The organism is Lacticaseibacillus paracasei subsp. paracasei (assembly GCF_000829035.1).
Classification (GTDB): Bacteria; Bacillota; Bacilli; order Lactobacillales; family Lactobacillaceae; genus Lacticaseibacillus; species Lacticaseibacillus paracasei.
Genome location: NZ_AP012541.1, coordinates 2,717,242 through 2,738,442, shown reverse-complemented (window position 1 = coordinate 2,738,442; position 21,201 = coordinate 2,717,242). Strand labels below are relative to the sequence as shown.

At 47.5% G+C, this 21,201-nt stretch carries 20 protein-coding genes and 1 tRNA gene; 12 read left to right on the top strand and 9 right to left on the bottom strand.

All coding sequences use genetic code 11. The features are described 5' to 3' along the window. Window positions 1-75: 75 nt before the first annotated feature. Window positions 76-774 carry a DUF554 domain-containing protein gene (locus tag LBPC_RS13430; RefSeq protein ID WP_003662610.1) on the bottom strand — a complete coding sequence of 233 codons (699 nt, stop codon included), beginning with the start codon at window positions 772-774 and terminating at the stop codon, window positions 76-78. Window positions 775-1,173: 399 nt separating this feature from the next. Here LBPC_RS13430 and recA point away from each other — a divergent pair, with 399 nt between their 5' ends. Then, complete coding sequence (gene recA / locus LBPC_RS13425) at window positions 1,174-2,367, top strand: recombinase RecA (RefSeq protein ID WP_016365408.1); 1,194 nt, start codon at window positions 1,174-1,176, stop codon at window positions 2,365-2,367. A 304-nt stretch (window positions 2,368-2,671) separates the two neighbouring features. Here recA and LBPC_RS13420 read toward each other — a convergent pair whose 3' ends face one another. Then, the gene (locus LBPC_RS13420; protein WP_016383391.1) at window positions 2,672-3,874 is read right to left on the bottom strand and encodes an aminotransferase-like domain-containing protein; all 1,203 of its coding nucleotides are present in this window, start codon (window positions 3,872-3,874) and stop codon (window positions 2,672-2,674) included. Between the two features lie 249 nt (window positions 3,875-4,123). Here LBPC_RS13420 and LBPC_RS13415 point away from each other — a divergent pair, with 249 nt between their 5' ends. After that, window positions 4,124-5,026 (top strand): LysR family transcriptional regulator, encoded by a 903-nt coding sequence (locus LBPC_RS13415; RefSeq protein ID WP_003567840.1) that lies wholly within the window; start codon window positions 4,124-4,126, stop codon window positions 5,024-5,026. 5 nt (window positions 5,027-5,031) lie between these two features. On the opposite strand, the gene LBPC_RS13410 is transcribed toward LBPC_RS13415, so the two are convergent. Then, window positions 5,032-5,514 (bottom strand): ribonuclease H family protein, encoded by a 483-nt coding sequence (locus LBPC_RS13410; protein WP_003567838.1) that lies wholly within the window; start codon window positions 5,512-5,514, stop codon window positions 5,032-5,034. 96 nt (window positions 5,515-5,610) lie between these two features. On the opposite strand from LBPC_RS13410, the gene LBPC_RS13405 reads away from it, so the two are divergent. Both LBPC_RS13405 and LBPC_RS13400 read left to right on the top strand, forming a co-directional pair. Then, window positions 5,611-6,423: a Cof-type HAD-IIB family hydrolase gene (locus LBPC_RS13405; protein ID WP_003662615.1), complete on the top strand. Its 813-nt coding sequence runs from the start codon at window positions 5,611-5,613 to the stop codon at window positions 6,421-6,423. 44 nt (window positions 6,424-6,467) lie between these two features. Then, window positions 6,468-7,154, top strand: a complete 687-nt coding sequence (locus LBPC_RS13400; RefSeq protein ID WP_003662616.1) for a histidine phosphatase family protein — start codon at window positions 6,468-6,470, stop codon at window positions 7,152-7,154. Between the two features lie 5 nt (window positions 7,155-7,159). Here LBPC_RS13400 and LBPC_RS13395 read toward each other — a convergent pair whose 3' ends face one another. Next, entirely contained in the window at window positions 7,160-7,837 is a 678-nt protein-coding gene (locus LBPC_RS13395) for a YoaK family protein (protein ID WP_003567831.1), read from the bottom strand. Here LBPC_RS13395 and LBPC_RS17310 point away from each other — a divergent pair. Further along, window positions 7,836-8,042: a hypothetical protein gene (locus LBPC_RS17310; protein WP_003662619.1), complete on the top strand. Its 207-nt coding sequence runs from the start codon at window positions 7,836-7,838 to the stop codon at window positions 8,040-8,042. The genes LBPC_RS13395 and LBPC_RS17310 overlap by 2 nt on opposite strands. Window positions 8,043-8,125: 83 nt before the next feature. Here LBPC_RS17310 and LBPC_RS13385 read toward each other — a convergent pair whose 3' ends face one another. Beyond that, window positions 8,126-8,389, bottom strand: a complete 264-nt coding sequence (locus LBPC_RS13385; RefSeq protein WP_003567829.1) for a hypothetical protein — start codon at window positions 8,387-8,389, stop codon at window positions 8,126-8,128. A 307-nt stretch (window positions 8,390-8,696) separates the two neighbouring features. Between LBPC_RS13385 and LBPC_RS13380 the strand changes: the two genes are divergently transcribed. The 3 genes from LBPC_RS13380 to LBPC_RS13370 all read left to right on the top strand — a co-directional run bounded on the left by LBPC_RS13380 (window position 8,697) and on the right by LBPC_RS13370 (window position 11,222). Further along, window positions 8,697-9,041, top strand: a complete 345-nt coding sequence (locus LBPC_RS13380) for a hypothetical protein (RefSeq protein WP_003567827.1) — start codon at window positions 8,697-8,699, stop codon at window positions 9,039-9,041. 62 nt (window positions 9,042-9,103) lie between these two features. After that, complete coding sequence (locus LBPC_RS13375) at window positions 9,104-9,916, top strand: Cof-type HAD-IIB family hydrolase (protein ID WP_003662620.1); 813 nt, start codon at window positions 9,104-9,106, stop codon at window positions 9,914-9,916. Between the two features lie 301 nt (window positions 9,917-10,217). Continuing rightward, window positions 10,218-11,222, top strand: coding sequence for an aldo/keto reductase (locus LBPC_RS13370; RefSeq protein ID WP_003662622.1), 1,005 nt, complete (start codon window positions 10,218-10,220; stop codon window positions 11,220-11,222). A 64-nt stretch (window positions 11,223-11,286) separates the two neighbouring features. On the opposite strand, the gene LBPC_RS13365 is transcribed toward LBPC_RS13370, so the two are convergent. Together LBPC_RS13365 and LBPC_RS13360 are read right to left on the bottom strand one after the other, a co-directional pair. Next, window positions 11,287-13,815 carry an excinuclease ABC subunit UvrA gene (locus LBPC_RS13365; RefSeq protein WP_003662623.1) on the bottom strand — a complete coding sequence of 843 codons (2,529 nt, stop codon included), beginning with the start codon at window positions 13,813-13,815 and terminating at the stop codon, window positions 11,287-11,289. A 212-nt stretch (window positions 13,816-14,027) separates the two neighbouring features. Beyond that, window positions 14,028-14,444, bottom strand: coding sequence for a MarR family transcriptional regulator (locus LBPC_RS13360; RefSeq protein WP_032781163.1), 417 nt, complete (start codon window positions 14,442-14,444; stop codon window positions 14,028-14,030). A 127-nt stretch (window positions 14,445-14,571) separates the two neighbouring features. Here LBPC_RS13360 and LBPC_RS13355 point away from each other — a divergent pair, with 127 nt between their 5' ends. The 4 genes from LBPC_RS13355 (at window position 14,572) to LBPC_RS13340 (ending at window position 17,821) form a co-directional block, all read left to right on the top strand. Beyond that, window positions 14,572-15,246 carry an HD domain-containing protein gene (locus LBPC_RS13355; RefSeq protein ID WP_003662625.1) on the top strand — a complete coding sequence of 225 codons (675 nt, stop codon included), beginning with the start codon at window positions 14,572-14,574 and terminating at the stop codon, window positions 15,244-15,246. 164 nt (window positions 15,247-15,410) lie between these two features. Beyond that, a tRNA-Thr gene (locus LBPC_RS13350) sits at window positions 15,411-15,483 on the top strand. A gap of 286 nt (window positions 15,484-15,769) precedes the next feature. Then, window positions 15,770-16,414 (top strand): CPBP family intramembrane glutamic endopeptidase, encoded by a 645-nt coding sequence (locus LBPC_RS13345; protein ID WP_003662626.1) that lies wholly within the window; start codon window positions 15,770-15,772, stop codon window positions 16,412-16,414. Window positions 16,415-16,849: 435 nt separating this feature from the next. Beyond that, window positions 16,850-17,821: a TDT family transporter gene (locus LBPC_RS13340; protein WP_016376196.1), complete on the top strand. Its 972-nt coding sequence runs from the start codon at window positions 16,850-16,852 to the stop codon at window positions 17,819-17,821. A gap of 24 nt (window positions 17,822-17,845) precedes the next feature. On the opposite strand, the gene LBPC_RS13335 is transcribed toward LBPC_RS13340, so the two are convergent. Beyond that, entirely contained in the window at window positions 17,846-18,679 is an 834-nt protein-coding gene (locus tag LBPC_RS13335) for a LysR family transcriptional regulator (RefSeq protein WP_003662629.1), read from the bottom strand. 139 nt (window positions 18,680-18,818) lie between these two features. After that, window positions 18,819-21,107: an RNA polymerase recycling motor HelD gene (gene helD / locus LBPC_RS13330; protein ID WP_003662631.1), complete on the bottom strand. Its 2,289-nt coding sequence runs from the start codon at window positions 21,105-21,107 to the stop codon at window positions 18,819-18,821. Window positions 21,108-21,201 lie beyond the last annotated feature (94 nt).

Below are 21,201 nucleotides of genomic sequence, written 5' to 3'. Positions count from 1 at the left end.
TTTATCACCACAACCGTTCAAACCGGTCAGTTTATGATCTGCCAATAGCCTCCTCCTAAATGGTTCAATCATTAATCATAGAAAATACTGACCAGTTAGGATCGCAACAAGGACTAGCAAGCCAGGCAGCAGATTAGAAATACGAATTTTAGTAATGCCCATCAAGTTTAACCCAATCCCCAAGATCATTAAGCCGCCGACTGCACCAATTTCGCGGAGTGCGTTCGTCATCAATGCCTTGGGCACGAATTGGACTAAAAAACTGGCGAAGAGTGTGATGGTGCCTTGATAAATGATCACTGGCAACGCGGAAAAGATCACGCCAACCCCGAGTGACGCGGTCAGCATAATCGCCATGAACCCGTCCATGACGGATTTAGTATATAGCGTGGTATTGTCTCCAGAAACGCCCGCCTGAATCGCGCCTAAAATACCCATGGCACCGATGACAGCAATCAGGGTGGCGGTCACGAACCCTTCCGCAAAATGCTGATTGCCGCGGGCAAAGCGCTGTTCCAACATCAAACCGAGGTGGTTCATGCCATCTTCAATATGCAACCACTCACCGATCAAGCCGCCAAGGCAAAGGCTGATGACCATAACAATAAAACTTTTTGTCTGCAAGGCCATTTGAATGCCCAATGCGAAGGTACCAAGCCCAAGACTTTTGGTGACAGTATCTTTAGCATGATCGCTAATACTGTGGAGAATCAAGCCTAAGACCCCGCCACCGATAATCGTCAACCCATTGACAATAGAACCCATGAACATCATTTCATTTTCCTCGTTTACCTATTTTTGTAGTATCAAGCCAATCGCCTCATCATACCATGCTTGTGTGCCACAATAACGCGTCATTTTTACCAAAAAGGTGTCAGTATCAGGTAAAATAAAGCAGTCACCTGCAAACAATTTTTGGGGATGACTTTTTTAACGTAAAAGCTTGCAAAAAACAAACGCATGTTCGATAATGGAGACAGCGTAAATTGATACTCGGATGTATATGTTTAAAATAGCGTACACAGGTTTTTGGAACTGCTGGCGCATTTTTATAAGACAAAGCGTGAACTGGCATGGTTAAAGACTGGGATATAAGTGGTCTGGTTGAGCTATTGTGACCAAGGTGCTTACACACAGACTTTTGCGCCAGTGAGCGCATTTAAGGAGACAAGTATGGCTAAGAAAACGACAGCAAAGAATGATAATGCTAAATCCGATGCTACAGATCGCGATACCGAACTAGAAAAAGCCCTTCAGAAGATCAAGAAAGCCTTTGGTGAAGGTGCCGTCATGAAGATGGGCGATCGACCGGAACTGAAGGTTGATGTCGTCTCAACAGGCATTTTATCCTTGGATCTTGCACTCGGTGTCGGCGGGTTACCGCGTGGCCGAATCGTTGAAGTCTATGGTCCTGAAAGTACCGGAAAAACAACGATTGCGTTGCAGACTATTGCCGAATTGCAGAAATCAGGCGGCAAGGCGGCTTACATTGACGCCGAAAATGCGATGGACCCGAAGTATGCGGCGGAACTTGGCGTAAATATTGACGACTTACTGTTGTCTCAGCCAAACTCTGGGGAACAGGGGCTTGAAATTGCTGAAATGCTGATTGAATCAGCGGCTGTTGATATTGTTGTCATTGACTCTGTCGCAGCCTTGGTTCCCAAGGCTGAAATTGAAGGTGCCATCGGGGATAGCCATGTGGGCTTGCAAGCCCGGCTGATGTCGCAGGCACTGCGGAAGATGGCCGGTTCGATCAACAATACCAATACGCTGGTTATTTTCATTAACCAATTGCGTGAAAAAGTTGGCGTGATGTTTGGCAACCCAGAAGTGACACCGGGCGGCCGTGCCTTGAAATTCTATGCGTCTGTGCGGATTGAAGTCAAGCGTGGGCAGCAGGTGAAAGACGGCAAAGATGTTGTCGGCTTCGCTAGCAAACTGAAAGTCACTAAGAATAAGGTCGCACCGCCGTTTAAATCGGTTGAAACCACGATGTCATTTGGTCACGGGATTGAACACAATACCGATATGATTAACTTGGCAACCGATAAAGACAATGACATTGATGTCATCACCAAGTCTGGCTCTTGGTATAACTATGGCAAGGAACGTTTGGGCCAAGGACTTGTCAACGCATCTCACTACTTGGATGAACATCCGGAAATTTCTAAGGAAATCGAAGAAAAGATTCGTGAACAAGTTGCGCCAAAGAAGCCTGAAGAAGCCGATGAGAAGCAGGATGATAAGAAAGACGGTCAGGCATCTGCTGATAAAAAGACCGAAAAGACAACGACCACTGATACTGAAAAGAAAGCCGGCAAGAAAGATGACCCTGCCAGCTTCGGGGTTGATCGGTTAGTTTAAGCAACTGATGGATGTTTGATTAATCGCCGTTTACACTTTGAAAAAGTGTGCGGCGATTTTTTGTCTTCAAAACAAAAAAATGCCCGCTACCATCGCAGCGGGCGTTTTTGTTATTGGGTGATCGGATGGGGGCCAATCACCGATTTTTCTTTGGAGGAGAAAAATGAAAATTAGGTTGGGGTTTAGGAATGAGTGGGTGGCTCACTTCTATGCTGTCAATACTACCGGCAAAGTGTGACGAAAATGTGATCGTTACGTTGTCATTTTGTTAAGGTTAACCGAGTTTTTTTGAACGCGTTATAGCCTAGGCTTGTTCGGCAACCAGATTGTGTTGCAGAGCAACCTTTAATGCTGGACCCAAAGCTTTCATGCCGGTATCAATTTGCGCCAGACTAGGACCAGTGAAGTTCAACCGGGCACCGTTGGACAAAGCCGCTGTCGCATATAGATTGGTTGATGGCACATAGGAGATATTGGCTTCCGGTAATAGGTGTTCTTTCATGAACGCGCCCATATCGAAGCCGGCTGGCATGGTGAGCCAGATAAAGAAGCCGCCGTCAGGATTAGTGAAGTGCGCTTCTTCTGGCAGATAGCGCTTCATCGCCGCCACCATGGCATTCTTTTTCTCACGATAGCAATCCTGAATTTCCCTGATATGTGCATCAAGATCGTTATTTTCCATATAGGTATTGATCCCGTGCATTACCAGATTGCTGGATTCCAGATCACTGCCGCCTTTTAAGGCCAGCAACTCTTTTAAAAGATTGGGCGCAGCGACCAACCAGCCCATGCGCAGACTTGGAGAAAGAATTTTACTAAAACTGCCAAGATAGATAACGCGTCCTTCTGTGTCGAGTGACTTGATCGTCGGCAAGGCTTTGCCAGTATAACGAAGGTCGCGATACGGATTATCTTCCAAAATCATGACATCATACTGGTTGGCGAGGCGAATGATTGCCTGCCGCTTGGCCAAGGACATCACAACCCCAGTAGGATTTTGAAAATCAGGAACGGTGTAGATGAACTTGACTTTGCGACTCATTAGAATGCGTTGTAAAGCATTGATGTCCATGCCATCAGCTTGCATCGGTACTTCGTAATAGGTGGGTTGATAGGCGTTAAAAGCAGCAAGTGCACCTAAGTAAGTTGGGGCTTCAACAACCAAACCGTCGCCTGGATCCAACATTAACCGCGCCACTAGATCGATGCCTTGTTGAGCGCCTTGGGTCATCATGATGTCATCGGCGTCGACCTGCATCCCAGTCGTCTGCAGACGAGCTGCAATCTTGGCACGTAATGGTTCGTAACCTTCTGTGCTGGCATATTGAAGCAATTCCCTATCGCCACTTGTAAAGTTTTGACTAAATGCCTGATTAAGTTGTTTTGTCGGGAATAAATCGCGATCTGGATAACCACCGGCAAATGAAATGACATTTGGACCAGAAGCAGCAAATAGATCTTCTAAACCTGAATGACCAGTTTTTTGAGTACGTGTTGCGAATTTCATGATGAATCCCCCTTTGACGTTTGCGATTAAAACGGGTGCCGACGTCTTTATGACGTTGATGCTTTGGTGAAGTACCAACGTTTTCTTATTGACACTAGTGTAAAACGGCTTGTATGATTGAGTAAAGCTCAACTATTTCAGTTTATGATGAATTTTATTCACCTTAAAAGGAACGAACAGCTGTTATTCCTAGTCTAAAAGGATTTATCACAACGAAGTGACAGTTGGTGTCACATCAAGGAGGGGCAAATGGCTAACTTTTCTTATGAAGTTTTTAGCAAGGTTGTGGAGCGCGGCACATTAGCGAAAGCGGCGGCGGAGCTGAATGTAACGCCGAGTGCCGTGAGTCATAGTGTCAGTCAGCTGGAAACAGAACTGGGTTTCCCACTCTTGATTCGTAATCGAACGGGAGTGGCACTAACTGAAGACGGGGCGCAGGTGCTGCCGATTATTCAAAGCATCCAGAATCTCGAGGAGCAGCTGACGCAGGTTGCGGACAACATTAATGGGGTTAATACCGGCCGTATCCGCATTGGTGCGTTCTCGTCGGTTTCGACGAATTGGCTGCCAACAATTATCCGTCGCTTCAAAAAGCGCTATCCGCACATTGAAATTAGCGTGGTGCAAGGCACTTTTAACCGGATTGTTGAGGCGGTCCGACTGGGAACTGCCGACATTGGCTTTTCCTCCTTACCAGTTGGCCCTGGCGTCGTGGTAGAGCCGTTATTAAAGGATCCCATCTACTGCATCACGCCCAAGCAATTCAAGCCTAAAAACGGCCGCACAGTGACACAGGCCGATGTCGATAAGCAGAACTTCATTTTGCAGCAGATTGACTATGATCGAGATACCAAAAATGCGTTGGACCGCTACCATGTGTCAAGCAATGCAATTAATTATTCTATTGATGACCAAAGTATTCTGTCGATGGTGGAATCAGGTTTGGGGATGGGCATTTTGCCGAAACTAGCGGTGCAGAAGTTAGTTGGCGATGTCAACATGTATCCATTTTCTGAGCCCTTTGAGCGGACGCTGTGTCTCGTGATCAATCCGACCATAAAAAAATCACCTTCTGTGCAGCGCATGCAGCAGGTGATTCATAGTTTCTTAGCTGAGACTTATGGTGAAGCATTTCTCGGCCATCAGGGGTAAAATAGTTAAACATGATCGTCAAGCTGGTCCATGGTTTGATTCAAGGCCGCATCGACGCGATTGTTGTTGCGATTGGTGGCATGGCCTTTGACCTTGTGAAAGGTAATCGTTTCAAAGCGATTGACTTGGTGCAACAAGGCCTGCCAAAGCTCGGCATTTTTAACTGGTTTGCCATGGTTGCGCCAATTGTTTTGTTGCCATTTTACCCACCAACGTTGCTGCATGGTGTTGATGACGTAAGCAGAGTCGGAATAAACATCGACGGGAATATCTGTGCGTTTGAGGGCTTTTAAGCCTTGAATAACGGCCATAATTTCCATATAATTATTCGTTCGGCCATAGTCGCCGTCAGATAGCATTTTTTCGTGATCTCCGTAGATCAGCAACGCGGCCCATGCGCTTTTATCCGTGGGGCGAACCGATCCACCCGCCTGATTTCCTGTATTGCGATTACCGCCATCTGTATAAAGTACAATTGATTCAGCCATGATTTCCTCGCTTTCTAACTGCTATCTATTGTAGGGGAACGCGTTTTAGATGGCTAGACACATCACTAAGAAAAAATTTTGAAAAGAGGCTGCTGCATGGAACGCTATCTTATTGCACTGGATCTAGACGGCACGACTTTGAATGCGGATGGACAATTAAGCGCTAGCACGATTGCCGTCCTCCGCGAGGCACAAGCCGCGGGACATCTCGTTGTCATTACAACCGGCCGTCCGGATTCGATTTCGGAACATTTCTACGACGACTTGCAGCTTCATGGCCCGATGATCAATTTCAACGGTGCGCTGATTCACATCCCGCACCAACACTGGCGTTATGAGCAAGAGGTCACCATTCCCATTCCGGTGGCACTGTCGTTACGGCAGCTAAAACGCGACTTCTCCTTTAAAGTTATGGTGGCAGAAGGGAAACAGTTGCTGGTGGCTGATCGACCATACGCGAACATTCCGTTTTTGCCAGATCGTCCGCATCCTAAGGCGCTGTTAGATGAGCAAGGTTTGCGGCAGCCGCCTATTTCGGTCACGATGTTTATGACGGCTAAAACTTTTGATCCAGTTTCAAAACAAGTCAACGCATTGTATCCGCATTTGGCGGCCAAAACGTGGGGTGCTTGGAGTGGTGAATACACTGCGCTTGAAGTGACAAGTAAGAATACCAGCAAGTCACGGGCACTTGCCTACGTGGCGGGCCAATACGGAATCGATCAAAAGCATATCATTGCGTTTGGCGATGACATGAATGATCTTGATATGTTGCAGTTTGCGGGTCATGGTGTTGCGATGAAAAATGCCCGTCCTGCGATTCTTGCAATCGCCGATGCGCAGACCCCTAACGATAATCAGCATGATGGGGTGGCAAACTATTTGGCAGATTATTTGAAACTGGCTTAAACCATTGTCGCAGGAAAAATGAAAATTATGGGAGTCAACTAGACATGACAACGCTTTATCTTGTCCGTCATGGGCAAACAGAATTCAATGTACAAAAACGAGTGCAAGGCATGGCCGATTCGACACTGACGCCAAAAGGCATTGCGGACGCTAAAGCTTTGGGTCAAGGCTTTAAGACTAAAAACATTCACTTTGACGCGGCTTTTGCCAGCGATTTAACCCGCGCGGTAGATACTGCCCATTTTGTTTTGAGCGGTTTGGATGAACCGATACCGGTGACGACCTTGATGGGGTTGCGTGAAGAAAATTACGGCAAGTTCGAAGGTCAACTGGCAAATGATTTTTCCTTAGCGACCATGGGGATTGCTAACTTTCACGATGCATTGGCCAATCAAGAAATAACGTTGGCCCAGACGGCAGATGCAGCTTTTACGGCGAATATGGATCAGCACCCGAACAAGGCGGAAACGAACCGCATGGTGCAGGAACGCTTGAATCGAACTTTGCGTGCGATTGCTGTAGAGGCAGTCGCCAAAGACTGGGAGCGAGTATTGGTCGTCTCACACGGGACAGCGGCGCTCATGTGGTTGAATTATGTTCACTACAACATTGATGGTCGCGAAATGCTAGACAATGCTAGCGTGACGAAACTGATGTGGGAAAATGATCGATTTACTGTGACGGATTTCAATGACCTTAGTTTCTTGCATGCAGGTCAAGCCGCTAATTAAGTGGCTTAGTGAAGCTCAACCTGATCACGCCAAAAAATGATATCAATCCAGACGAGACACAAAGCGGCGCCTACTAAAGCATAAGTTCCGATCAGGGTCGTTAAAATACCTGTCACGGCAGCACCGGTAGCAAATGATAAAATAATCGTCCCAATTGTGGCCGCGTCTTTGCGGCCTTTTTGCTGCCCGCGGATGAAGCCATCATAAAGGCTTTGCGCCGCGGTGCGGAGGTTGCCGGTCATCATCAGTGAAGTAAAAGGGCCGCCTTTTAAACGGCGAAATTCCTGTAGCTGCGCGGCGGCGATGAGTGAAACCAAAGCACTGGCGGCTAGATCAGGCAGCCAGTGGCCAAACAATGTCACGATAAGAATCAAAGTGATTTCGTATTGAATGAGCCACCGTTGTTCGGTTAAAGGTCGTGATTTTTTGCCAGCCTGCAGTTGCAGTGCGCGGGCGGCCATGGTGCCGAACATGAAAGCGAAGATCGGTACCATGTAACGGACAGCGGTAGTCCATTGCGCCTGACCGAGATGAATACCCAACAAGATGACGTTCCCGGTTTGCAGGCCAGCGAATACCTCACCGTGTAAGAGATAGGTGAAAGCATCAAAACTGCCAGCAGCTGCTGTGAGCAGTGTGCCGATCAAAAGACTTTCGTGGACTGGATAGGGTTTCTCGTTCATGTTGGTCGCTCCCTTAAACGCGTTTACAGGCCAGAAACCTGCATATAAGACTTCGAGCTTAACTGGCTTGCGCTCTTGCGATAGATTGTTTGCGACTCATTTTTCGCTGATTTTCATGAATGACCATGAAAGTTGTCTTGGGTATCAACTAAAAAAAGCCGATCAGCAGGCTGTCCTGTCGACCGGTTTGACTTTGTTTGTTTGAGTTGAAGATCCCTAAGTAAATAATAACAACCACTCACTGGCACGAGATGCCAGTGATATTGTGAGACAATGTGATTGGAACGTTTATTTTTTTGGCTCTTCGGCTGGTTCTGGCGGGAACGCCAAGACAGTGCCGCCGCCGAGGTTCTGAGTCATCGCGTGGAAATTTGCGACAATCTTAAAGTTGAGCTCTGCGGCATTCTGCCGGTCTTTATCAGCATAATCGGTAATACTCAACAGCGCCGAGTTCTCATAAACCTTTTCTATTTTTCCGGTAAAAGGTGCTTCCATATCTTCTTTGACATGACAAACAACCGCGTCACCGAGATGTAATTTTTCTTTTTCCATAAAATCTCCAGCCTTTCACGGATCCCCAACATATTTGGCATACTATAACAACCGTTCCATAATAGCAAGAGACCAAAGTCGTAAAATTTCAAAAAAGACGAATATTTTATGGCATTTTTGATTTCCTATAAAAATGTCATCAAACACTATCTTTTCATTAATGAATATGACCAGGAGCACTCATAAAATGGTGGTCGAAGGCAACGTGTAAGTTTATGTGAAACTTGTGATCGTTGTGGGACGATGTTTTCCAAAACGCAACCAAAAGTGGTTATAATGGAATAAAGCAGAAAGGACGAAAATAGTTATGGCAGCAAGCAACACAACGATTGATCAATTAAATGAAACAGCACAACATACAGCATTGGAAACTTTTGCAAAGTTCTACTTGGATCGCTTCTTCGGCGCCGGTCTCGATGTTTTTTCCCAAATTGATACGCAGGGGAATCTAGCAGATATTAATCATTACTTGCTTGATAATCAACCACTGACTCGCGAGGAATTGACAGCCGGTCTTCTGACTAACCGATCCGGTAACTTGTTGGACCTTTTGAAGCAAGTTAAGGTAACTTTTAATGCGCAAGGCGCACCTGAAACACCATGGAACGATTGGTACGCTGATCAAATTGACGGATTACCGCAAGGACTTTAACAAATAAGGCGGCCGATGGTGATCGGTCGCCATTTGTGTCCTTAGGGTAGAAAGGAACGGTTATGCCGCGATACTTAATTATTAGTGATATTGACGGCACACTAACCGCCAATCATCATGACGTTACGCCCAAAACGGCAGCGGCCATCGCAGCTGCCGTTGCTAGCGGCGCTTCTTTTTATGTTGCCACCGGGCGCATGCACGCTTTAGCGCAGGTTGTGGCCAAACAATTCGAACCAGAAGCTTCGATTATTGCATCGAATGGTGCTGTCTACGATTTTTCCGGCGAGCGGGTGCATCATGTTTTGGGGCAAGCGGCACTTACGGCGGTTGAAACTGTGACCGATCAGTTGGGCCTGAACGCCTTGTATTTCAGCGATGATACCGTTTATTACACAGGTAAAGTGCCGCCTGCCATTGAAGCAGCTGCACGCAAGTTTACCCCCAGCTCGGTGAGCATTGACGTTGTAGCCTTACCATCAGTTGATGATTTGTTAGCACATGCACCTGCAATTACGAATGGGATCATTTTTGGCCCGCATGATTCGGAAGCATTGGCTAAGGGGAAGGCAGCGTTAGAAACACAGGATGTTTTACATGTTTCAGCCTCTGAACATACTAACCTTGAACTCATTCCTAAACATATTGATAAGGCCACGGCCGTCAAGGAGTTGCAGACGCTCACAGGAATCGGTCCGGAGCAAACGATTGCCTTTGGCGATGGTCTCAACGATCTTGGCATGCTGAAGGCTGCTGGTATTAGTGTGGCAATGGAAAATGCTGTGCCACAGGTTAAGCAGACTGCCCGCTATATGACAGACGCCAATGTGGATGATGGTGTAGCTAACTTTTTGAACGATTTTTTTGAAAAATAAGTAGTTTTATATTAAAAAATTGACTTTTTAAGTTGCTTGTTGGGCCAACGTTTGCCACCATAGAAGATGGTAAACGTTTTTATGAGCGTGAGACAGCCCGGTTAGAAATCCGTATGCAAATTGGCTTGAATACGAGGGTTGAATTTTGACCATAGCGTTCAGGGCCTGTATACATGATTCCTGGGTCGGTGAGCGCGTTTAAGTCAAAGCGTGAGCTGGTGCGGTCGAAACTGGCGTATAAGCGTTCAAGGCGCTTGTATGCAGGTTTCTGCACTCGTGAACGTGTAGAGGGGGAAAAGTCATGTATTATGCAGCAACTGATCGTTATGACAAGATGCCTGTTCGTCATGCCGGGAAAACCGGTTTGATGCTACCGGCAATTTCACTTGGCTTGTGGCAGCATTATGGCAATCTTGATCCATTTGGCCCACGCCGTTCGGTTATTTTAGACGCTTTTGATCATGGTGTCTTTCATTTTGACGTGGCGAATCACTATGGTAATGGTGATCATGAACCTGGTTTTGGCAGCAGCGAGAGTTTGCTTGGTCAAATTTTAGCAACGGATCTGAAGGCTTATCGAGATGAATTGGTGATCAGCACCAAAGTGGGGTATGAGATTCATCCGGGCCCATATGGTGTTGGGACTTCGCGCAAAGCGGTCATTCAAGGCTTGAATGATTCACTCAAACGCCTGCAGCTTGACTATGTCGACATTTATTATGCGCATCGCTTTGATGATACGGTTGATTTAGAAGAAACTGTCAATGCGCTTGATCAGACGGTGCGTGATGGTAAGGCACTTTACATCGGGATCTCGAATTTTGATACCCAGCAAACCAAAGATGCGATTGCGATGTTTAAAGATCTGCATACGCCATTTGTGCTGAATCAGTTCAGTTACAACATGTTTAATCGTGAGGCTGAAACTTCTGGCCTAACGAAGGCTCTTCAAGCCGATGGCACCGGCTTAATTGCTTATGGGCCGCTTTCAGAAGGCTTGTTGTCGGATCGGTATCTGAATGGTATTCCGGATACGTTCAAAATTCATCCGACCAACCAAGCCACTTTTGCCCATGGGAAAGACGCGGTTGTGAAGAAGCTGAACGAGTTAAACGAAGTAGCACATGACCGTGGCCAGACGTTAACGCAAATGGCATTGGCATGGCTGTTACGTGATCCAGTTGTCACCAGTGTCATCATCGGGACCACCTCGGTTGATCATTTGGAAGACAACCTGAAGGCAACTGAAAATCTGACCTTCAGTGCGGAAGAAATCAGCCACATTGATTCGATCTTGAACGTTTAAAGTTGATGTATGAAAAAGAGATGTCTCGGTTATCACTTTCCGAGGCATCTCTTTTTTGTCAAGCCTACTTAACGTGAAAGGCCGCCAGATGGGCCGCCAAGTAAGGGGCAGTTTCACCTTTCCCTTGTTTGGCGATTGCTTGCGGTGTGTCAGCAGCCATGATGCGGCCACCTTCTGCACCGCCTTTTGGTCCGAGATCCAAGACATAATCAGCGTTAGCGATGACGTCTAAATCGTGTTCGATGGCAATAACCGTTGCACCGGTTTTGAGCAACCGTTGAAAAACAGCGATCAAGGTTTGAACATCCAAGGGGTGTAGACCTACCGATGGTTCATCGAAGACAAAAAGCGTGTCCTTTTGGGAGCGTCCCATGTGGGCAACTAGCTTCAGGCGCTGCGCTTCACCGCCAGACAGCGTCGGGGTACTTTCACCTAAATGCAAATAACCGAGGCCCATGTCATGCAGGGTTTGCAATGTGTGAGAAATAGCGGGCTCGTCTTTCAGAACGGTCAAGGCGGAGTCCACGTCCAGATCTAGCAAGTCGGCGATGCTGTGCTGCTGCCATTTGATTTTCAGAACCTCGGGGTTGTAGCGACGGCCGTGACAAGTCGGGCAAGTTTGCTGCATGTCAGGCAGATACTGGATATCTAAGTTAATGACGCCGGTACCGCCGCATGTCGGGCACGCGCCGGCTTTGACGTTGTAAGAGAAATGGCTACTCGTATAGTGCTTGGCTTTGGCATCAGGCAAACTGGCGAAAAGGTGTCGCAGATGGTCGAGAATGTCTGTGTAGGTGGCGACGGTTGAGCGGACATTTTTACCGACCGGCGTGGCATCAATCGCAACTACATGGCGCAGGCCGCCGCGGTCAAGATCACGAACAAATGCTGGAGCTGGTTGGTCAGCAGTTGCTGACAGCGCTGGTACTAGGGCGTCAAAAATCAAAGTTGACTTGCCAGCACCAGAAAAGCCGGATACCACTGAGAAGCAGTTAACTGGAAAATGGACATGCAGGTCATGAAGGTTAAATCGATCAGTTACGGTTAATTGCAGTTGTTTGGTTTGCTTAATTTCTTGTTCACCAGCTTGCGGGCGAACAATCAAGGAAGCCGCTCCGGTTAAAAAAGGTGCAATCAACGAATGGGTATCATGGCTGATCGCTTCAGGGCTGCCTTGATCAATGAGTCGGCCGCCAGCAACGCCTGCACCGGGACCAATCTCAATCACTTGATCGGCTGCCTCAATGATGGCGGTGTTGTGATCCACAACGACCAGCGAGTTGCCTTGATTGACCAAACCGTGCATGACTTCTAGCAATCCAGAAACGTTTGCAGCATGCAGGCCGATGGACGGTTCATCAAGGACGTAAAGGACGCCGGTCGTTTCAGTCCGAAGCGTGCGACTGAGCTGAATGCGTTGCAATTCACCAGTCGATAAGGAAGCCGCGGCTCGACTCAGGGTCAGGTAACTGAGGCCAAGGTCCATGATGGGCTTAAGCAATTGCGTCAGTTCTTGGATAATATCGTGCGCCAGTGACTGCATATCTGCTGGCAACCAGTGATAGATTTCGGGAATGAACGCGGCTAATTGCGTTAAAGTCATATCACTAACCTGAGCAATGTTTTGATCCACTAGGTGCTGGCTCAATAATTTCGGGGCAAATCGGCTGCCATGGCAGGTCGGGCAGATGCCAAACTCATAGAAGCGATTCAGCCGCTGAATGGCGCGTTCATTTTTGGTCGTCGCTAAAGAATCTTCGACCGCATTGAAGGCATTCTCGTACTGTGCATGGTCCATATGAAAAATTTTGCCGGTTTTGCTGGGGATATTGATGGCGTATTTTTTACGTTCACCGTGCCAAACCTGTTCTTGCTGATCTTTTGGCAGGTCCTGGAAAGGCGTATCAATATCAATGCCGATTGCTTGTGCGACAAAAGGCATAAAATTGCGACCGGGCAAGCGCCACGAGGCCACGGCACCTTGACGGATTGTCAGTGTTTGATCAGGGATGAGCCGGTTGGCGGCCAGTGTGCGCGCTTGACCAGTACCGCCGCATGTCGGGCAGGCGCCAGTTGAATTGAAGGCGAAATCTTCAGCAGCAAAAGCCATGAAACGGACGCCACAGGTCGGACAAGTGATCATGCCCATACCACTTTCACCGTCATTGGGCAGATCCATTGCCTTGGCAATATCGAGAGTTGGCGACACGCGGTGACCATTAGGACAAACCGGCGAGCCGAGACGGGAAAACATGAGGCGAATGACGTTGAGCGCTTCTGTGGCCGTACCGACAGTTGAGCGGATGCCTGGAACGGTTGGCCGCTGCCGCAAAGCGATGGCACTAGGAATGTGGCGTACTGAGTCAGCAGCAGCAGGACTTGTTTGGCCAAGGCGCCGGCGGGTGTAGGTGGACAAAGCACTCATGTAGCGGCGCATACCTTCAGCGTATAACACGCCCATGGCTAATGAACTTTTACCGGAACCAGACCGACCAGTGATCGCCACCAGTTTGTTAAGCGGAATATCAACATTGAGATGCTTCAAGTTGTTAACGTAAGCGCCGCGAACACTGATATGATCGGGAATTGCCATCAAACCACTCCTTTAAAAAGATAGACATAGCCGGCTACTGACAAAATCGGGCTAGCTACGTCCTGATATTGTCATTGTAACGCTCCTAGAAAAACGGCAACAGTCGGCGACAAAATTGTGTCGCCCAGTCAAATGAAAAAGCCTCACGCAACTGAGCGTCAGGCTTGATTGTGGTGATCTCCATGAGGTGTTTGTGCCACGAGATGACCGGTTTATTCGGTCACTAAGGTGCCAGTTGCTTGGCTGAGAAGTTTGATCAACTTCAGATACTTTTTCTCGCCAAGTTCATGATAGAGACGTTCTAAGTTGCCCAAGTATTCAGGCCCGAGATCCTCAATTGCTTGCTCACCTTCTTCGCTAAGCACGAGCTTGAAGCTGCGACAATCTTCAGGATCGGGTTGTTTTTCAAGCAAACCCCGGTCAATCAGCGGGCTGCTGGCTTTGGTGATCGCAGCCTTGGTGACATGCATCTCTTTGGCCAAGCTTGTTGGTGTTCTTGGCGTGGCATCGGTCGCCATCCAGAAAAGCAGGTTTTGTTGATTCAATGGAATCTCCGATGTTGAAACCGGTGAAAAGAGTCGGTTGAATTGATTCATCGACTGACTGGCTGCCAAATATTGCTTTTTCATAAAAGTGCTCCCCCTTTTTTTCATAACCTCTGTATACTTTTAGTATGAAGGATTGAGGCTGATTGACGCAATAAATACGGCAGAAAAAAGCTCAATTTGTTAACAAAATCACATAGCAGGTGACTGAATGGTGGACAACGAAAAGGAGCAACGATTCATGATCGAATGGCAAGAGGTGACAGCCTTTGCAAAAAAGGTATCTGAACAAGATCACAGTGGCCACGGGTTTGACCATATTCAGCGGGTTGTGGCGACAGCAAAACAACTAGCTGCGCAAACACCAGAGGCTGATACAGCCGTTGTGTTGGCGGCGGCCACGATGCATGATACCTATGACGATAAATTGGTTCCGGATGTGCCAATAGCCAAAGCCGCCGCCCAGCAGGCAATGGTCGACGCTGGCATGCGCGCTGACCAAGTCCAAATGGTATTGACGATTATCGATCACATGTCGTTTAAAGCAAACTTACAACACCATCAATCGTTGCCGGTCGAAGGACAACTGGTTCAGGATGCCGATCGTCTTGATGCCATTGGTGCCATTGGCATTGGTCGTGCTTTTATGTATGGCGGTGCACATGGTGGGCGGATGTATGATCCAGATTTACCACCACGAGCTGACTTAACCGCGGCTCAGTATCGTACAACAGAAGGCACCGTCATCAATCACTTTTATGAAAAACTGTTGAAACTCAAGGATCAATTGAACTCCGATGCGGCCAAAAAAATGGCGATGCATCGCCAACAGGTTATGGAAGATTTTCTAACCGAGTTCAAGGCCGAGTGGCACGGTAGACGGTAAGGCAAGGCGGCTCTTTTATGAAAGGACAGCATGGCCAGTTAAAACAGCTGTGGCAATGCGCATTTTTTTGCTTTCTACGCTACATTTTTATAAAAAGGACTTGCGAGCTATGGGGATTTAGTGTACATTAATTAGGCAGTTGTTTTTAAACAACACAGCCATTTGCCGTCTTAGCTCAGTCGGTAGAGCGCATCCATGGTAAGGATGAGGTCGTCGGTTCGAATCCGATAGACGGCTGATAGTACCGCGCCTGACAGATATTAAATCTGTCAGGTTTTTTTGTGAGCACGAACCAACCCGGTTAGAAACCGGAAAGTATGTGGTCTTGGACGTGAGGTCGGGCTTTGATCATTACGACTAAGCTCCTTATGCGTAGGTTTTTGGGATGATTCGCGCGTTATGGTGGGACCTTATGCTTCACTTTCTAAGCATGACACGCCTCTTCACGGCTATGTTTCACCATGCACCCTGGCTTCTAAAATGTTACCCTTAAAGACAAACATGCCAAGAAAGGATTGTCTTCATGAAAATTCTTCGCTCATTTGTCCAACTTGTTGGCGTTGCTGCAGGTTTTATCGCCTATTCGTCTGCCGAACTTGCGTTGATCCGCAGTGAGGCCACGTGGGGTGCCTATGGGGCCATTGGTGCCTTGGTCTTTGTATTCGGTGCACTGATTGCTGCATTGATGGTCTGCTATCGACATTTTTACCGCCAACAACCTGCGCTGGCGGTGGCTCATCCTTCTAGCGTGATCTGGCAAGGTATCGGATTGCTATTTTTGATTCAGCTCATCACCGTGACGCTCACGCAAGTCATGCACGCGCCTCAAGCTGCCAACCAAAGTAACCTGCTTGATTTAGTTAAAAACTATCCGTGGTCAATCAAGTTATTAGCAGTTGTTGGTGGCCCAATCGTTGAGGAGTATCTATTTCGGGGTTTCTTGATGAACAGTTTTGGCTCTTTGAAGCGGCGATCCTGGCAATGGGTGAGTGTGCTAATCAGTGCTGCAGTCTTCGGTTTTGCACATGTGGCCGGAAAAGTGGATTATAACTTCTTCATCTATGCCGCGCTTGGCGGCGTCCTTGCTTGGACTTACTTGCGAACAAGAGACATGCGTTATTCGATTGGGTTGCATATGCTCAACAATGCAACAATTTTGCTCGTGTAGAATTTTCCAAACTAAGGTTAGGACATCATTCATAAGCGTCAAATAAGAATGAACAATTTTCGCAATTGGAAGTTGTTCATTTTTTATTTTCTCATAAATGATTTATTGGGGTTTTAAAGATCCCAGTGCCAAGGCGAAGCAATCGTAGGCCGGATGGGGATCAGCTGTGCAAACAACACAGCGACCGGGCTTTGTCGCTGATGTTGTTAGGCGACTTCGAGACCGCTTTTTGGGCTCGAAGCGCCGTCACGCGTTCCATCCTCATCTGGCCGGAGATTGCGGAGTTTGGCATGGCAAGAAACTTTTAGCCTAGATTGGTCGCATGATCGTCACCATGATTGATTCAATAAGTGAATGTTAATCATGCAAAAGATCAATTTAGCCGATGACGATGATTCTTGCTACACTTAATAGCAAGAATATAAGGAGGCAGTTATGAGATCATTTTTGAAACGAGTGCCGTTACCGATGGCGGGACTGACACTGGGATTGGCATCGTTGGGTAATCTATACAAACTGGCAGGTTGGCAATTAGTAGGGAACCTAACAGGAGGCTTAGCTGCTTTGCTGTTTGGACTGATTTTACTGAAAATTTGTCTGACTCCCTTACACGCAGCTAAAAGTTTACAGGATCCGATCATCGCGTCGGTGTCGCCGACATTTTCGATGACCTTGATGATCTTGTGCACTTATTTAACTGCTTGGGGAATGCCGGTGGGGATCGCTACTGTCATCTGGGTATTAGCAGTGATTATCCATTTTGGCTTAATGATTTTTTTCGTTTCACGGCATTTGCTCCCGCAACAAAAAGAATGGCAAATGATTTATCCGAGCTGGTTTGTCACCTTTGTCGGTATCGGCGTCATTCCCGTGACCAGTGGAAAATTCGTGCCAGCACTTGGGCAGCCCCTTTTCTGGCTTGCATTTGTGATCTACGTGGCAGTTTTTCCGTTTGTGCTGCATCGTGTCAGGACAATACCGCTGCCTGAGGCAACACAGCCCTTACTGACGATCATCGCCGCACCGGCTTCGCTTTGCCTGATCGGTTATCTGGCCAGCTTCACGCATCCTAATTTGGCATTTGCAACCGGCATGTTGATTTTTGCACAGTGCCTGTATTTTCTGACCCTTTTCAGCATTCGACAGTATACGCGGCTGTCGTTTTATCCGAGTTTTGCCGCCTTCACCTTTCCACTCGTCATTTCCGCAACTGCTTTGACCCGCTTTATTGCTATCTTTGCCAGCAAGGGGTTGGTGCATAACTTGTTGAGCGTGTTGCAGTGGGGTGAGTGGCTTGTAGCGAGTTTGATGCTGATATTTGTGACCGGCCATTATCTAAACTTTTTGCGGCTTACAGCTAAAACAGTCAAGCAAACAGCAACTGCTACTCAAGAACTGTCTGATTAATAGTCATCCAAAGCAGCTTGGCCATCAGCGGGTTACTTCCGAAGCGCGAGCTGCTTCAACAATTTTATCTAGCATGGCCTGTTTGTGGGGCCAATTGGCGGTTGGGTTTTGCAGCAAGTAAAAATGCCGTTGAAATTGCGGCCCAATTGCTTGTGCCGGAGCATTGCCGAGTGCGACTTGATCCGACAAAAGTGCCTGCCCGACACCTTGTTGTACCAATGCCAGCAGCATGGCATTGTTATTGACGGTCATCATGTGTTGCGGCGAAATACCGGCTGCTTGTAGGTAAGCGGTGGTGTAATAGCGCATCCCAGAGCCTTCTTCGCGGGTAATCCAAGTGCCGGTAGACCAACCTGCAGCGATCAGTTGATCCGTACAAAGGGTTGTTCGGACAGCGCCCTTTAAGGTTAAAGGTTGTTCAATAAAGCCTAAATCTAAATGTTGGCCTTCCAGCTGTTTGACAACTTGCAAGGAATTGAGTACGGCGACATCATATTGCAAGTAGGGAAAAGTCTTTTTTAAAGCCGCTGCGATTCGGGAAAATAGAACAGCGGCGACACTTTGCGATACGCCAATATGCAGGTCAACAATGGCATCCTTTTGACTATTTTGAATCGCTTCCTGCGTTTTTTCCCACTCAGCCAGCATGTTGCCACTAAAGGTATACAAAATATCAGCAGCTGCTGTGGGAATCGTCGCACTGCGTTTGTTTCGTTCAAATAAGGTTGTTTTTAGTTGATGTTCCAGCTGATGAATATGGTGTGACACAGTTGGCTGGCTGGTGAATAAGTGCGTGGCTGCCAAGGAAAAGCTGCGTGTTTCGTAAACGGCCATGAAGGTACGGAGTAGATTAAACAAAAACAAACCCTCCAAATTTTTAATAAACAGAATTGATTAAATCGTCCCATTGATAATTTATCATGATTCTAGAAGCCAAACAAACGCCCGTGTCAGCGAAGACACGGGCGTTTGTTGATGTGATGATGCATGGGTGGCATTAGACACGCGCCTCAGAGGCATCCCCTGCATGTGTGTAGAGATCAGCGGGCAGTGCCGTGATCAATGGACTTGGGGCGTCCAAAGCAACGAGTGTGAGATGGTGCAAGGCTCGGGAGCAAAGTGTGTAGAGAATATCACGGTCGGCTTCATTTTGATACGTGGTTGCAGAAATATCCCAACCGATGACTGCGTCAAACTCTAAACCTTTCGCGAGATAGACTGGCAAAATGACACAACCGTTTTTAAGGCTATGGTCATTAGCCGATAGCAAGGTGACTGGTGCATCAAGTTTGAGAGTGGCGTAAAGTTGATCAGCCGTTTGGGCATCTTTGGTTAGAATCGCCACGGTGGTATCGGTTGCCAGCAGTTGCGTCACCAGTTTTGACAAAGCATCAGGCGCTTCCGTGCGCGCTACCGTCAAGACTTCTGGTTTATCACCAGCACGGTTAAACGCCTGAATATGGTCGTGTTCTGGTAATAAAGCTTTGGCAAAGTTAGTAATCGGTTGCGTGGATCGGTAGCTTTTGTTTAACGTAATGAGTCGAATTTTATAGCCGGAAAAAACGTCCTCGATTTCATGAATGAAATCACTAGGCTGGTAATTACTGGTAAACACGTTTTGCTTGGCATCGCCCAATAAGGTCAACTTGGCTTTAGGAAAGGCGTGTTTCAAGTACAACAACTGCGCCATACTGAAGTCTTGCATCTCATCAACGAAAACATACTGAATCAGGCTATTTTGACCGCTGCCGGTGCTGAGATCACGAAGATAAAGCAACGGGATGGCATCTTCTAAGCGTAATTGATGCGCTTCGATTCCGTCTGAAAAGGCGTTGACCATTGTGTGCCAGATAGCCGGAGCAACGGGTGGTTTCACCTGTGCCATGAATTGCTGATAGTCTTGGAACACATCGTAAAAATGATCGTTGTACAGTGCGTCGTAGATTGGTGAAAATGCTTTTGAGACAATAGCTTCCGAGACAAATCGCTGTTCATCTTCACCGGTTTCGAATTCGTGATCGGCGGTCAAGGTTTCCAATTCAGTTTGTGACAGATCGGAAACGCGCAACTGCGCCCAGTCTCGTTTGGCCTCCATATGAATCCGGGTATTCAGACGTTTGATCAAAGCATTCTTAGTGGCAGTAAACTTATCAACTGGCTGCATCAATGCTGGCTGGGCTTGATAAATTTTTGCGATGGTTGCGGCTGAGAAGAAAGTCTCACCGTTGAACTCAACGTCAATAAAATGCGGTGTCCGCTTCGGTTGCTTAGCATAGTCGTAGATAGCTTCAAGATAGCGCGGCGCTTCTTTAAAGCGACGGATATGCTCAGCAGCTGGCGGCAATCCAGCTGCATCATGTTCATAACGTTCGAATAATGTTTCAACATGTAAGCCGGTGAAACGGTTTGCCAAGAATTCAAACAAGGTTGCCTGCCGCATATTCTTTTCGCCTAAGCTCGGCAAAACTTGTGAGATGTAATTGGCAAACAAGCGGTTAGGTGAGAAAAGTACCATTTGGTCAGCATCCAGATCGCTACGGCTGTGATATAGCAAGTAAGCAATGCGTTGCAGGACCGCACTGGTTTTCCCGGAGCCGGCGACCCCTTGAACCACAAGCAAGTCGCTGGTGGTATCACGAATAATGTCGTTTTGTTCGCGCTGAATGGTCGCGACAATGTTTTTCATGTATTCGTCTGATTGATCGCCTAAAACGGATTGAAGGATTTCGTCGCCAACGGTTTCATTGGTGTCGAACATGGTTTTGATGTGGCCGTGTTCGATTTGGAACTGACGCTTGTTTTTCAAAGTGGCGTGTTGTTCGCCTGCTGGTGTATCGTAGCTGACATCGCCAAGGGTACCGTTGTAATAAATAGAACTTACCGGCGCGCGCCAATCATAAACCAAGAATTCGCCATCTTGGTCAATGAAGGTGGCAGTGCCGATATAAAGCGTGTCGGGATCGCCATCTTCGTCAATATCGATACGGCCAAAATAAGGATTGTCCGCTAGCAGGGTGAGACGATTACCTTCGTGTTTGAGAATGGTTTCATTTTCGACGGCGCGGGCAACCATGACTTTCTGCTGTTGAACCGCAGCGTTGGTTTCCATTTGGTCATCGACTTCGGTAACGTTGACCTTGGTATTTTCACCGTAAGATCGTTCAATCCGGCTGGTTTCTTTGTGCGCCGCTTCGATCTGGTCATGAATGGCCGCTAGCCTTGCCTTGAGCTTCTCAATGACCGCCGTGACCCGAGCCTGTTCTTCTGCCTTCGTTGCATTTTCCATAGAAACGGCGCTCCTTTCGGTGTTTAAAATGGTGTCGATAATTGTACGCTGGGCACTTGGAAAAGTAAAGAGCGTGAGCAGGCCCGTATGTGTC